Source organism: Streptomyces sp. NPDC101160 (assembly GCF_044768205.1).
In the GTDB taxonomy this organism is placed as follows: Bacteria; Actinomycetota; Actinomycetes; order Streptomycetales; family Streptomycetaceae; genus Streptomyces.
The window spans coordinates 517,260-530,799 of the sequence record NZ_JBIWPJ010000006.1; the positions used below are offsets into that span (position 1 = coordinate 517,260).

At 73.1% G+C, this 13,540-nt stretch carries 12 protein-coding genes; 3 read left to right on the top strand and 9 right to left on the bottom strand.

Annotation, left to right across the window (positions count from 1 at the left end; translation table 11 throughout):
* Positions 1-52: 52 nt before the first annotated feature.
* The 6 genes from efeB to ACIRSU_RS21815 form a co-directional block, all read right to left on the bottom strand.
* Positions 53-1,390 (bottom strand): iron uptake transporter deferrochelatase/peroxidase subunit, encoded by a 1,338-nt coding sequence (gene efeB, locus ACIRSU_RS21790; RefSeq protein ID WP_403794521.1) that lies wholly within the window; start codon positions 1,388-1,390, stop codon positions 53-55.
* The gene (locus ACIRSU_RS21795; RefSeq protein ID WP_403794524.1) at positions 1,315-3,267 is read right to left on the bottom strand and encodes a copper resistance CopC/CopD family protein; all 1,953 of its coding nucleotides are present in this window, start codon (positions 3,265-3,267) and stop codon (positions 1,315-1,317) included. The genes efeB and ACIRSU_RS21795 overlap by 76 nt, the downstream gene beginning before the upstream one ends.
* A 48-nt stretch (positions 3,268-3,315) precedes the next feature.
* Positions 3,316-3,804, bottom strand: coding sequence for a copper chaperone PCu(A)C (locus ACIRSU_RS21800; RefSeq protein ID WP_403794527.1), 489 nt, complete (start codon positions 3,802-3,804; stop codon positions 3,316-3,318).
* The gene (locus ACIRSU_RS21805) at positions 3,801-4,553 is read right to left on the bottom strand and encodes an SCO family protein (RefSeq protein WP_403794530.1); all 753 of its coding nucleotides are present in this window, start codon (positions 4,551-4,553) and stop codon (positions 3,801-3,803) included. Before ACIRSU_RS21805 ends, ACIRSU_RS21800 begins: the two co-directional genes overlap by 4 nt.
* 41 nt (positions 4,554-4,594) lie before the next feature.
* Entirely contained in the window at positions 4,595-5,368 is a 774-nt protein-coding gene (locus ACIRSU_RS21810; RefSeq protein ID WP_403794533.1) for a YcnI family protein, read from the bottom strand.
* Positions 5,369-5,495: 127 nt separating this feature from the next.
* Positions 5,496-6,299 (bottom strand): hypothetical protein, encoded by an 804-nt coding sequence (locus tag ACIRSU_RS21815; RefSeq protein ID WP_403794536.1) that lies wholly within the window; start codon positions 6,297-6,299, stop codon positions 5,496-5,498.
* Positions 6,300-6,536: 237 nt separating this feature from the next.
* Between ACIRSU_RS21815 and ACIRSU_RS21820 the strand changes: the two genes are divergently transcribed.
* The gene (locus ACIRSU_RS21820) at positions 6,537-6,986 is read left to right on the top strand and encodes an ATP-binding protein (RefSeq protein WP_403794539.1); all 450 of its coding nucleotides are present in this window, start codon (positions 6,537-6,539) and stop codon (positions 6,984-6,986) included.
* A 59-nt stretch (positions 6,987-7,045) separates the two neighbouring features.
* Here ACIRSU_RS21820 and ACIRSU_RS21825 read toward each other — a convergent pair whose 3' ends face one another.
* Positions 7,046-8,515 carry an aminopeptidase P family protein gene (locus ACIRSU_RS21825; RefSeq protein WP_403794542.1) on the bottom strand — a complete coding sequence of 490 codons (1,470 nt, stop codon included), beginning with the start codon at positions 8,513-8,515 and terminating at the stop codon, positions 7,046-7,048.
* Between the two features lie 118 nt (positions 8,516-8,633).
* Positions 8,634-10,166, bottom strand: coding sequence for a PP2C family protein-serine/threonine phosphatase (locus ACIRSU_RS21830; protein ID WP_403794545.1), 1,533 nt, complete (start codon positions 10,164-10,166; stop codon positions 8,634-8,636).
* A 381-nt stretch (positions 10,167-10,547) separates the two neighbouring features.
* On the opposite strand from ACIRSU_RS21830, the gene ACIRSU_RS21835 reads away from it, so the two are divergent.
* Positions 10,548-11,276 carry a bifunctional DNA primase/polymerase gene (locus ACIRSU_RS21835; RefSeq protein ID WP_403794548.1) on the top strand — a complete coding sequence of 243 codons (729 nt, stop codon included), beginning with the start codon at positions 10,548-10,550 and terminating at the stop codon, positions 11,274-11,276.
* A 218-nt stretch (positions 11,277-11,494) separates the two neighbouring features.
* A complete protein-coding gene (locus ACIRSU_RS21840; RefSeq protein ID WP_403794550.1) occupies positions 11,495-12,163 on the top strand; it encodes a hypothetical protein in 669 nt (222 codons plus the stop codon).
* 219 nt (positions 12,164-12,382) lie between these two features.
* Here ACIRSU_RS21840 and ACIRSU_RS21845 read toward each other — a convergent pair whose 3' ends face one another.
* Entirely contained in the window at positions 12,383-13,360 is a 978-nt protein-coding gene (locus tag ACIRSU_RS21845; RefSeq protein WP_403794553.1) for a DUF5926 family protein, read from the bottom strand.
* Positions 13,361-13,540: the final 180 nt, after the last annotated feature.

Here is a 13,540-nt window from a genome sequence, read left to right on the forward strand (position 1 = left end):
TTGAGAAGCCGGCTACGACGGGAGAAACCCGGCCGCGCCGCGAGCAGGCCGACTACGCCTCAAGCAGCCGCTGGCCCACGTACTCGCCCTCGGCCGGCCCGCCCGGCACCGCGAACAGACCGCTCGACTCGTGCCGCACGAACGGGGACAGCGCGTCGCCCCGGTCGAGCTTGCGCTGCACCGGCACGAAGCCGCGCAGCGGGTCGGCCTGCCAGCACACGAAGAGCAGGCCGGCGTCCGGCGTGCCGTCGGGAGCGATCCCGTCGTGGAAGGAGAACGGGCGGCGCAGCATCGCCGCTCCGCCGTTCTGTTCGGGGGCGGAGATCCGGGCGTGGGCGTTGTCCGGGATGACGGCCTTGCCGTCCGGGCCGAGCTTGTTCAGGTCGAGTCTGGTCGTCTCGGTCCCGCCGCTCAGCGGTGCGCCGTCAGCCTTCCGCCGGCCGATGACCTTCTCCTGCTTGTCGAGCGGGAGCTTCTCCCAGTCGTCGAGCAGCATCCGGATCCGCCGCACCACCGCGTACGAGCCGCCCGCCATCCAGTCGGACGAGGAGGACCCGGGCACGAAAATCCGGCGGTCGAAGTCGGGCTCGGACGGCTTCGGGTTGTTCGTGCCGTCCACCTGGCCCATCAGGTTGCGGGCCGTCATCGGCCTGGCCGTGGCCCCGGCGGACCGGTTGAAGCCGTTCATCTGCCAGCGCACCCGGGCCGCGCCCGCCGCGTCCTTCTGGACCGCGCGCAGCGCGTGGAAGGCGACCAGGGCGTCGTCCGCGCCGATCTGCACCCACAGATCGCCCTCCGAACGCTTCGGGTCGAGCGCGTCGGACGAGAAGGCGGGCAACGGGTCCAGCTGCGCCGGGCGGCGCGCGGCGAGCCCGGTGCGGTCGAAGAAGGTGCGGCCGAAGCCGAAGGTCACCGTCAGGGAGGACGGCCCCGCGTCGAGCGCGATCCCGGTGTCGTCGGTCGCCGTCCCGCCCGCCATCAGCGCCTTGGCCGTGGCCGACCAGCGGCGCAGCAGCGCGGCGGCCTCCTTGCGGCCGGCGCCGGGGACGAGGTCGAAGGCGATCAGATGGCCGCGGGCCTGAAGCGGAGTGGTGATCCCCGCTTGATGTTTCCCGTGAAACATCACCTCGGTCGCGCCGACGGAGGCGAGTGCCTGCGGGCCCGCGGCGCCGCCGGCGGGGCCGTCCTCGGACACTGCCGCGGTGATCCCGGCACCGCCGGCCGCGCCGATCACCAGCCCGGCGGCGCCTGCCGCGCCCACGGTGCCGAGCACCCGCCGCCGGGAGATCTCAAGATTGTTGTCGCTCACGGGGCTCAGCCGATCTTCACGTTCTTCTCGATGGTGGTCTGGTCGATGTCGGAGGTGCGGACCGTGACCTGCATCGTCCATTCGCCCGGCATCGGCAGCTGGACGCCGGCCGCACTCCAGTGTCCGGTCTGGACCCGGTCGGGCAGCACCGGCAGCGGGCCGATGTTCTTCTCCTTTAGGGTGAAGGCGACCTTCACCTCGGGGACGTCCAGGCCCCGCCCGTTCGGCCGCAGTACGTAGATGTGCAGCGCGTTGGCGCCCGTACGGCCCGGGTCGAGGGTGACCTGCACGGTGCCCTTGCCGTCGACGCCGCCCGTGTCGAAGGGCAGCCGGACGTCGATCGGGCGGTTGGGGACGGCGGTGGACCCGGCCGCGGCCCGGCCCCGGCCCGTCTCCTCCGCCGTGCGGGCGGGCTCGGTGGCGGTCAGCACGGTCGTGACGGCGAGCAGCACGACGGCGACGGCGGCCTCGGTGAGCACCGAGCGGCGCAGACCGGCCCGCTCGGGGTCCGCGTCGCGCGCCTTCTTCCGCCGGGCGGTGGCGACGGCGGCCCGCTGCCGCGCGAGCTGCGCGGCCCGCTCCTCGTTGACCTCGACGATCGAGGCGGCCTCGGCTCCCGAAGGCTCCTCGGCCTCCTCCGCCCGCTCGGAAGCGGCCTCCTCCGCCCGCTCGGAAGCGGGCGCCTCGGCGAGCCGCCGCACCCAGCGTCGCGACACCCAGCCGATGGCCACGAGCACGGCGACCAGGCCGATCTTGACCAGGAGGAGCTGTCCGTACCGGGTGTCGGTGAGCGCCGACCAGGTGCCGACCTGCCGCCAGGACTGGTAGATCCCGGTGGCGGCGAGGACGACGACCGAGCCGAACGCCACCTTCGAGTAGCGCTCGACGGCCGACCGCTCGACCGACGGCGCCCGGTACAGCGCGACGAGCAGCGCGGTCAGACCGCCCAGCCAGACGGCCACGGCCAGCAGGTGCAGGATGTCGACGGGCATCGCGACGCCCGGCTGCAGCCCGGTGGAGGCGTGCTCGGCGAGCGCCCAGGTCCCGGCGATGCCGGCGGCGACGACGACGCCGCCGAGCGCGAGCCCGAAGGTGAGGTCCCGGCGCCCCTCCTCGTCGCGCTCGTCGTCCTCGTTCCCGGGGTCCCGCTCCTCCACCTTCCTGGCGTACGCGCCGAAGAGCACGGCCACGAACAGCGCCGCCGCGCCGAGCAGCAGCAGCCGCGAGGAGAGCGCCGCCCCGGTCTTCGTCTCCAGGACGGCCCGCAGCCCGCCCAGGTCGAAGACGTCGGCGAGCTTCCCGGTCCGGGTGTACGGGTGACGGAGCAGCAGCAGCGCGAGCGTGGACCCGGTCAGCGTGAGCCAGCCGCCCACCACGAGCTTCTGCACCGGTCGTACGGCCGCACCGCGCGGCCAGCAGGCGAGCACGAACGCGCCGCCGCCGACGAGGACGACGAAGGCGGCGTACGAGAGGTAGCGCGCGATCCCGTACAGCGCGCCGACGACCCCGCCGCCCACCGGAGTGTCCGGCAGGGCGACGGAGGTCTTCGACGGGGCGCCGATCGAGAAGGTGAAGGCGCCGGAGACGGGGTGGCTGTCGGCGGAGACCGTCTGCCATGCCACGGTGTAGGTGCCGTCGGGCAGCCCGGGCAGCAGCTCGACCCCGTAGCGGACGGTCGAACCGCTGCACCGGTCGCGGATCTCGCCCGTGTCGGCCCGCTTCCCCGCCGGGTCGAGGACCCGGATGGAGTCGCCGCTCATGGCGACCTGTTCGGAGAAGGTGAGGTCGACCTCCTTGGGGGCGGTGGCGACCACCGCCCCGTCCTGCGGGTCGCTGCCGGTCAGCGCCGCGTGCGCGGACGCGGGGCCGGCCGTGGCGAGCAGGGCGCCGAGGAGCGCGGCGGCGACGAGCAGCAGCCGGGCGAGGGCCGGTCCGAGGCGCGGGGCGGTGGTGGTCACGGGTTCTGTCACTCCCTTCCTGGAATTCCTGTCACTGCCTCAGAGGGCTCAGTGCTGCTTCGGGTTGTGGTTGGGGGCCTCGACGGGAAGCTCGACCTTGATGGGCGCCGACTTCTCGAAGTGGAGCTCGATGCCGACCTTCTCGCCCTGCTTGGGCTGCTTCTTCAGCTCCATGAACATGATGTGGCTGCCACCGCGTTCGAGCTTGAGCTCACCGTTCGCCGGGATGTCGAAGGACTTCACCTCCTGCATCTTCTGGTTCTTGGACTCGTGGATCGTGATGTCGTCCGAGAGCGAGCTGGTGACGGAGGTGAGCTTGTCGGCGGTGTTCCCGTCGTTGGTGATGGTGAGGAAGCCGCCGGCCATGTCCATCACCGGCTGCGGCATGAACGCGCCGCTCACCTTCAGCTCGGGTCCGCTCTTGGCCGAGTCGGTCTCGGCGTCCGAGGACGAGGACGAACACCCGGTCAGCGCGAGCGCGGCGGCGAGCGCCACGGCCGAGACGGAGGCGGACAGGGTGGTGGTGCGGCGGGTCACGGGTTCTCCCCCTTGACGATCTTGGGCAGGTCCTTGGCGTAGTCGTCGGCGGTGGTGGACTCGCCGTACAGGACGTAGCCCTGGTCGGTCGTCGGCGAGAACGCGATCACCTGCGCGCCGTGCATGGAGACGACCGTGCCGTCCTTCTCCTTCGTCGGCGGGTCGATGCCGATGCCGATCGAGCGCGCCCCGGCCTGGATGGCCGAGAAGTCGCCGGTCAGACCGGTGAACGACGGGTCGCCGGCGGCGGGCAGCCACTTGCCGAGCTCGGCGGCGGTGTCCCGCTCCGGGTCGGTGGTGACGAAGACGACCTGGAGCTTGTCCTGGTCGGCCTTGGGGAGCTGCTTGCGTGCGATGGCGATGTTGCTCATCGTCAGCGGGCACACGTCGGGGCAGTGGGTGTAGCCGAAGTAGATGAGCGTCGGCTTGCCCTTGGTGCGCTCGCGGAGGTCGTACTTCTGGCCCTTGGTGTCCGTCAGGACCAGGTCGGGCTTGGTGAACGGCCGGTCGAGGACGGTGGCGGCCTTCGTGTTGTCGGTGCCGCCGGAGACCTCGGCGACCGGCGCGTTGCTGCCGGACGTGCCGTCCGGGTTCTCGCCGCCGTTCAGGCCGACGGCGGCCGTGATGCCGATCGCCGCGACGATCGCCACCGCGGCGGCGATCAGCGGGGCACGGCGGCCGGGGCGGCCGCCGTCCGTGGTGGTGCCGGACTCGGCGCCGGACTTGGTGTCGGACTTGGTGTCGGACATGGTGTGTCTTTCGGGAGAGGGGGTGTGCGCGGGGCCGTGCGTCAGGCCGAGCGACGGCGCCCGGCCAGGACGCCGAAGGCGACTCCGGCGAGCCCGACGACGATGCCGACGACGCCGAGCACCCGGGCCGCGTTGTCGGTCGAGGAGGCGGCGGCCTCGTTGTGCTCGCCGGCCTTGTCGCCGTGCTCGTCGCCCTTGTCGTCGGCGCCCTTGGCGGCACCGCCGTGGTGGTCGTCGTCGCCCTCGCCGGTCGCGGCGGACAGCTTCAGGACCGGCGCCGGGTTCTCGGGCTCGGCGGCGCCGTCCTTGGGCTCCTCGATCCAGCGCGCGACCTCGTTGTTGTCGTAGGTCTGCACGGCCTTCAGGACGATCCGGTCGGTGTCCTCGGGCAGCTGGCCGAGGGAGAGCGGGAACTGCTGGAACTGGCCGGGGCCGATCTTCGAGCCGTCCGCCGTCCAGGTCACCTTGGAGACGGCCTCGTTGATCTTGCTGCCCTCCATCTCCAGCGGCTTGGCGAGCTTCGCCTTGGCGACCTCGATCTTCCAGCCCGGGACCGGCTGCGGCATCACGGAGGCGAGCGGGTGGTCGGTCGGGAAGGAGAGCTCGACCTTGACGGTGGAGGCGGTGTCGCTCTCGTTCGGCACCTTCAGGTTGACGGTCGCGTAGCCGCCCTGGGCGGCCTGGCCCTGCGGCTGCACGGTGACGTGCGCGAAGGCGGTGCCGGAGAGCAGCAGGACGGAGGAGGCGGCGACACCGGTGGCGACGGCGGCACGGGAGACGAACGTACGGGGCAGGAAGGCACGGGAAACGTTCATGGCAGAGACACTCCAGCTCATGGAAAAGGTGGGAACGGTCGGAAGACAGGCGTGCGCGGTCCGCGTGCGGACGCGGACGGCTGCGGACCCGCCCCCCCGAATTCCTCCGTGGCTGGAGCGGCCCGCGTCAGGCTGCGAGGACGCAGCGGGCGGCGGCCGGCGGGCCGCGCCTGATCACCGTGTGCTGAAGTGCCTCGGCCACCGGCGGCGGCGAGGAGTCGAAGGCGGTACGGGCGGGCCCGCGCGGCCCGGTGGCCGGAGCGCCCGGCAGGCCGGCGAGCAGGGCCCGTACGAGGAACAGCGCGGCGCGCAGCGAGCGTACGAGCGCGCATTCGGCGAACTCGGCGACGCCCTCCGTCGACAGCCGGACGAGCCGGCCGAGGGCCAGGTCGCCGCGGCGCAGCAGCCAGCCGGTGGCGAGCGCGGCGAGGAGGTGGCCGAGCAGCATCGGGAGGCCGGGCACCAGTTCGGCGGGCGCGACGGGAGTCGGCATTCCGCTCATGCCCGCCATGTGCGCGTGCGCCCCGGCCGTGACCGGGGCGGCCGGGGTGAGCCCGGCGTCGCTGACGATCCGGGCCGCGTCGGCGGGGCTCAGCGCGGAAGCGCCGCGCCCGCAGACCAGCTTGGCGGCGAGGTTGACGAGCGCGTTGTCGGACTGCGGGCCCAGGGCCAGCGGTCGCTGCCCGAGCCCGAACAGGGCGTGCAGGCCGAGCTGTCCGGCCGTGAGCGCGCCGACGATGAAGGACAGCGATCGCTCGCGTCCCGCGGCGAGCACCGTGAAGCCGAAGACGCCGAGGAAGCCGGCGACCAGCGACCACAGCGCGATCCCCGCGCAGGCGGCCAGCGCGTGGCCGAGCGCGGCCAGCACGACGCAGACCGCGGTGAACACCGCGGCCCTCAGCATGCGTGGTGCGAGCGCGGGGGCAGACATGGCGGGCCCATCATCGCACCAGGCCCACCCGGCCCATACGGCAGGTCCGGAAGGTCACCCTTGTGCGCCTTCGGACGGCATCTCGGCGGACTCCGACCGGCACCGAGCGGCGCGCATTACACCGGCACACCGATTCCCGCATCCGCCGAACGGGCGCTGTCGCGGTGGCAGGGGGCTTACGGACCGCGCCGCACGGCAATACGTATCGGTATGTCGTGGCGCACAGGAGGCTGGAGCATGAGCATCTGGTGGTCCCTGCATCTGCGGCGCGAAGCCGCGAGCGTGCCACTCGCCCGCCGGCTGCTGCTCGGCACGATGGAGACGGCGGGTGTCGACCCGGACGTCTCCTACGACTTGTCGGTGGCCCTGACGGAGGCGTGCGCGAACGCCGTCGAGCACGGTGGCGCCGCCGGCGGCCGGTTCGGTCCGGCCTCGGAGGCGTATCGCGTCACCGCCTACCTGGACGGTGAGACCTGCCGCATCGAGGTGGCCGACTCCGGCCCCGGCTTCCCGGGCCCCGCACCGGTGCCGCCGGCCGACACGTACGCCGAACACGGCCGCGGGCTGCGGCTGATCGAGGAGCTCGCCGACCACGTGCACGTCGGCCGCACGGGCCGGGGCGGTGCGCTGGTCAGCTTCGACAAGCTCCTCAAATGGCGCCCGGACGCGCCGCTCGCGCTGGCGTAGACAGAACCGCGGGAGCCCCCGCCGACGGTGTCGGCGGGGGCTCCTGACGCGGTGGGATGTTAGCCCTGCAGGGCGGCCATCCACGCCTCGACCTCGTCGGAGCGGCGCGGCAGCTGGTCCGACAGGTTCCGGTTGCCGGAGTCCGTGACGAGGATGTCGTCCTCGATGCGGACGCCGATGCCCCGGTACTCCTCCGGCACGCTGATGTCGTCGGCCTGGAAGTAGAGACCCGGCTCGACGGTCAGGCACATGCCGGGCTCCAGGGTCGTGTCGACGTACGCCTCGGTGCGCGCGGCGGCGCAGTCGTGGACGTCCATGCCGAGCATGTGACCGGTGCCGTGCAGGGTCCAGCGGCGCTGCAGGCCGAGCTCCAGGACGCGGTCGACCGGGCCCTCGACGAGGCCCCACTCGACGAGCTTCTCGGCGAGCACGCGCTGGGCGGCGTCGTGGAAGTCGCGGTAGGCGGCGCCGGGCTTCACGGCGGCGATGCCGGCCTCCTGGGCCTCGTACACGGCGTCGTAGATCTTGCGCTGGACGTCCGTGAAGCGGCCGTTGACCGGCAGGGTGCGGGTGACGTCGGCGGTGTAGAGCTCGGTGGTCTCCACGCCGGCGTCGAGCAGCAGCAGGTCGCCGGAGCGGACCGGGCCGTCGTTGCGGACCCAGTGCAGGGTGCAGGCGTGCGGGCCGGCGGCGGCGATGGTGCCGTAGCCGACGTCGTTGCCCTCGACGCGGGCGCGCAGGAAGAAGGTGCCCTCGATGTAGCGCTCGCTGGTCGCCTGCGCCTTGTCGAGGACCTTGACGACGTCCTCGAAGCCGCGCGCGGTCGAGGCGCACGCCTTCTCCAGCTCGGCGATCTCGAAGGCGTCCTTCACGAGGCGGGCCTCGGACAGGAAGATCCGCAGCTCCTCGTCGCGCTCGGCGGTGACCTTGTCGGCGAGGGCGGCCTCGATGCCGGCGTCGTGGCCGCGGACGGCGCGGACCGGGCCGGTGGCCGCGGTCAGGGCCGCGGGCAGCTCGCGGACGTCCTTCGCGGGCAGGCCGAGCAGCTGCTCCGCCTCGGCGAGGGAGTGGCGGCGGCCGACCCACAGCTCGCCCTGGCCGTCGAGCCAGAACTCGCCGTTCTCGCGGTTCGAGCGCGGCAGCAGGTAGATCGTGGCGGTGTGGCCCCCGGCGGTGGGCTCCAGGACGAGCACGCCGTCCTGCGTCTGGTCGCCGGTGAGGTACGCGTACTCGGTGGAGGCGCGGAAGGAGTACTCGGTGTCGTTGGACCGGGTCTTCAGGTTGCCGGCCGGGATCACCAGGCGCTCGCCCGGGAAGCGGGCGGAGAGCGCGGCGCGGCGGGCGGCGGTGTGCGCGGCCTGGGCGATCGGGGCGAGGTCGTGCAGCTCGGTGTCGGCCCAGCCGGACTTCATGTTGTCGGCGAGCTCGTCGGACACGTCCTGGTACAGACCGTTCTTCCGCTGCTTGATCGCCTGCTCTTCGGAACCTTCCGGGGTCTCCGGGGTCTCCGTCGTGAGCTCATCGGCCACGGTTCTGCCTCCTTTGGTACGACACTGAACCATCACCATCGTACGTTCGTGCGGAGGCGTTCCAGAGGCGGAAGGTCCGCTTCCGGTAAGTCGCCGGGTGGCACTTCTCACTCGGCGCTCACTCGAAGCGCGCCGCCAGCAGCACCACGTCCTCGCCGTCGCCGGCGGCCGTGTCCGGGCCGTCCGGGCCGTCCGGGAGCAGGGTCCGCAGCACGTGGTCGGCGACCGCGCCCGGGTCGGCCCGGTCCGCCCTCGGCACGCTCGCGGCGGCCGCGTGCAGCCGTGCGAAGGCCCGGTCCATGGCGTCACCGGTGCGGCGCAGCAGCCCGTCGGTGTACAGCAGCACCGTTTCTCCGGGTGCGGGTGACAGCTCCACGCTGGGCGCCTCCCAGCAGGCCAGCATGCCGAGCGGCGCCGACAGTGAGGTCTCCACGTACTCGGTGCGGTGCTCGCCGACGACCAGCGGCGGGGCGTGCCCGGCGCCGGCGAGGACGATCCGGCGCGCGGCCGGCTCGCAGTAGGCGAAGAGCGCGGTTGCCGATCGGGCGGGCTCGGTGAGGCGGAGCAGCAGCTCCAGGTCGGACAGGACGGCGACCGGGTCCTCGCCCTCCATCACGGCGTACGCGCGGAGCGAGGCGCGCAGCCTGCCCATGGCGGCCAGGGCGCTCGGCCCGCTGCCGGTGACGGAGCCGACGGCGAGCCCGAGGGCGCCCTCGGGCAGCGGCAGCGCGTCGTACCAGTCGCCGCCGCCCCGCGGGCCGGTGCGGTGCCGGGCGGCGAGCTGCACGCCGGGGACCCGGGGGAGCCGGCTGGGCAGCAGTTCCTCGGCGACGGTGGCGACCCGCACGCGGGCGCGCTCGACCTCCAGCAGGCGGGCGAGGTGCTCGGTGGCGAAGCGGCCGTAGAGCCCGATGAGGTGGCGCTGGCGTTCGGCGGGCTCGGCGGGCTCGTCGTACAGCCAGACGACCGCGCCGAGCTTCCCGGCCTCCGCCGTGGCGAGCGGCAGGGCGTAGCTGGCGGCGTAGCCGAGGCGGGCGGCGACCTCGCGGAGCCGCGGGTCGAGGTCCTCCTCGGAGCGCAGGTCGGGGACGGCGACGGGGCGGGGCAGCGAGCCCTCGGTCAGCGGGTCGAGGCCGTCGAGGATGCGGCCGTGCGAGGTGACGCTGCGCGGCACGGTCTCGATGGTGCCGAGCTCGGCGTGGGCGAGGCCGAGGCCGACGGTGCTGGCGGGGCCGAGGCCGTCGGCCGGTTCGAGCACGGCCATCCCGCGGCGCGCCCCGACCAGGGCGGCGCCGGCGCGCAGCAGCTCGTGCAGCGCCTCGTCGAGCGTGGCGGTCCTGATCAGGGACTCGGTGAGTTCCTGGAGGAGGGTGAGGTCCGAGACCCAGCCGGCCAGGCGGTCCTGCAGCGGCGTCCCGGGGGGCACGGCGGAGACCTGGGCGGAGAGCGGCGCGCCGAGGGGTGCCGCAGTGTGCGGGGGAGAGGGAACGGTGGAATCGATTCCGGCCACTTTCGGCGCGCGGGGTGTAGTCATGGCAGACGGCTTTCCGACCTGCGCATTTTCTGCAATAGCATCGCAAACCCCCAAGTCATTCTGCGCCGCTATCCATCGATCCACATCTACACGCACATGTAGATCGATGTCCAGCATTGTCACCATGGGACTTCTGGTGTCCGTGGGGCGGTGCGAGAGGGTTGAAGACTAGGGGAAGTTGGCCGAAAATTACCCCCGGTGTGCACCATTTGCGGTCGACTGGCGTCGTTTGAAAGCGCGTCATTCTGAGCGTGACGGGTACGTAATCGGTGACGGGCAGGGGCAGTTGACGACGCCCCTGAATACGGACGCGGAACCCGGGCGTCCTCATCACCGCAGGCCGCACCCCTATCCCCGAGTGGCGGGGAACGTGTTCCGGCAGGACTGCCCACGGAGCTCGGGCGCAGCTCGTACGCACAGTGAAGAGACGTGCACATGGTGTGATGTGTGCGCGTGTGTGATGTGGATTCTGGCGTTCAACGGAAAGGACGAGCGCTCATGCGCGAGATCCCCGGAAGGCGACGCAGGCTCCGGTTCCGGCGCGGCAGGCGCGGTGCGGGCATGGAGGGCGTGGCGAAGACCGTCCCTGGTCAGCTCGACGCGGCGCTGCTGTACGCCACCGCCTGGGGCTGGCCGGTGCTGCCGGGCGTGGGGCTGCGGTCGGGCGGAGCGCGTACGGACGCGGGTACCGCCGCCGTCGCGAGCTGTGCGTGTCCCGACCCCGAGTGCGTCGTACCCGGCGCCCACCCCTTCGACCCCGGCCTCCTCGCGGCCACGACCGACGCCCGCATGATCCGCTGGTGGTTCGGTGGCCGCCCCGACGCCCCGGTCCTGCTCGCCACCGGCGGCCGCGCCCCGTGCGCGGTGAGCCTGCCGGCCGCCGCGGGCGCCCGCGCCCTCGCCGCGCTCGACGCGCAGGGCATGCGGCTCGGCCCGGTCGTGGCCACGCCCGACCGGATGGCCCTGCTCGTCGCCCCGTACGGCCTCGAACGGCTCGGCGAGCTCCTCTACGCGAAGGACAGCGTGCCCGGCTCGCTGCGCTTCCACGGCGACGGCGGCTATCTGCCGCTGCCGCCCTCGGTCACCGGGACCGGCCAGGTCCGCTGGGAGCGGGCGCCGCTCGAAGGCTCCGCGCGGCCGTGGCTGCCGGACGTCGAGGCGGTCGTGGACGCGCTCGTCGAGGCGAGCACCAGCACGCCGGGCGGCGGCAGCAGGCTCGCGTACTGACCGGTGCGCCGACCCGCGTACGGACTCGTGCACCGACTCGTGCACTCACCCGTGTACGGACCCGCGTATGGACTCGTGCACCGAGCCTTCACTCGTACGGGTGTGGAGGGCCGGGGCATCCAGGGGAATCGGGCGCGCGGCCGGCCGGGAGCCCGCCGGCCGCGGATATCTTCGCCGGAGGATCTTCGGGGGATCTCTCGACAGAAGGGCGCGTCCGCGTGAGACCGGCGCAGCTGCGGGTACTGGCCCTCGGGGCCGTCGTGTCGATCGCCGTCCTGGTACCGATCGCGGCGACGGCCGGCCCGTCGGGGACGCCGGCGGACGAGTCGGTGGCGACGGACGGCGAGTCGGCGGCGAAGAACCACGCCGGGGCGCACGCCGGGCCGAAGGACGGCCTGCTCGCTGACCTCGGCCTGGCCCCGGCCCGTACCGCGGTCTCCTCCCCCGCCACCCGCTGCGGCCCCGAACTCGCCTCTCCCGACGGCGTGGAGGCCCAGACGTGCGTGGTGTCCGAGGGGGCCGACACCTGGGCGCGTACGTACTACCGCAACGCGACGGGTCAGCCGCTCGACGCCGTGCTCACCCTGATGGCGCCCGCCGGGCGGACCGTACAGGTGCGGTGCGCGGTCGAGGCGCGGGACGAGCCGGGGACGTGCGAGACGCCGAGGGAGCGCCGGACGGGACGGCCCTTCACGGATCCGTCGGATCGCGCGGATCCGTCTGATGACCCGGCTCACGCGGCTCCCTCGGATGACCCGGCTTCCTCCGATGACCAGGCTCACGCGGACTATTCGGCGGTGGCGGAATTCGCGGGGTCCGGGGAGGGCGACAGCACGCCGCTGCTGCTGCGCTCGGGGAGCAACGCGGCGGAGCCGGAGGGTAGTTGAGCCTCGTACGGATCCGGGACCGGATCCAGGGCATGGAAAGGCCCGATCGCTGGCGACGGGGGATGCACCAGCGACCGGGCTTCCAGAACGGTAACAAGAGATTGGCCGTTCGCAAATTCGATCTCGGTTATTCGGACAGGGATTTGGCCCTTCCGGCGAGATCTTGTGGCCGACGTCACCGACTGGTCGGTCTGTCAGTCACGGATACCACCTGGGGTATCAGCTGAGCGTCACCTGACGGTTGGTGAGGCCGCCGCGCGCGCGACGCTCCTCGACGGTGAGGGGAGCGTCGCTCGCCAGCGCCGCGGCGAGCCGCTCGGCGAACTCGGCGGCCGGCTTCTCGCAGTCCTCCGCCGTCATCGTGCTCGGCAGGTCCCACACCGGAACCATCAGGCCGTGGGCCCGGAAGGAGCCCACGAGCCGGGTGTCCGGGCCGAGCGAGGTGGTGCCGGCGGCCTGCAGCCGGGCGAGCGCGTCGAGCAGCTTCTCCTCCGGGTGCGGCATGACCCAGCGCAGGTGGTTCTTCTCCGGGACCTCGCACCAGTAGGCGGCGTCGACGCCGGCCAGCTTCACGGTGGGGATGGCGGCGCCGTTGGCCCGCTCCAGGGAGGCGGCGACCTCGGGGTTGGAATTGTCCGCCGTCTCCGGAATCCAGAATTCGAATCCCGAGTGCACCTCCGGCGCAAAATCGCTGTTCGGGTCGAGCAGCTCCTGCAGCCGCGGACCCTCCGCCTCGACGCGCCGCGCGGCGACCGGCGTGCCCGGCTCGGCCACCAGGGCGCGCTGCAGGGTGTCGGCGAGGTCGCGGGCCAGGTCACCGGTGGACGACTCGTTCTGCAGCGCGAGCAGCACCGAGCCGTCGTCGCGGCGCAGCGCCGGCCACGCCATCGGCAGCACGGTCGCCAGCGTCACGGACGGCACGCCCTCCGGCAGCCCGTCCTTCAGCGTCAGCGGCACGGTCGCGGCCGGCACCAGCTCGCGCAGCGCGACCCAGTCGCACTCGCCCGGCAGCCCCTCGAACGGGCGCTGCACCAGCTCGGTCACGGCGTGCGAGGCGGCCCGCCCGTGACACGCCTTGTAACGGCGACCCGAACCACAGGGGCACGGCTCGCGCGCGCCGACGACCGGGATCTCCCCGCTCGTGACCTGTGCCTGCCCGGCCTTGCCGGGCTTCGTCTGGGGGCGCTTCTTGGCCATGGTGGGTCTTTCTCCCGATCGCGGCGATCCAGTAATGGCCGCGAGCCTAGCCGCCCGGGGTCCGCAACGGGGCCCAGGCACCACGGGACGGGGCGGGCCCGCCCGGTACGAGCGGGGCGGGGCGTACGGGACGGGGCCGAGCGCCGTCCCGTACGCCCGGCCCCGTCCCTGTGTCCCAGC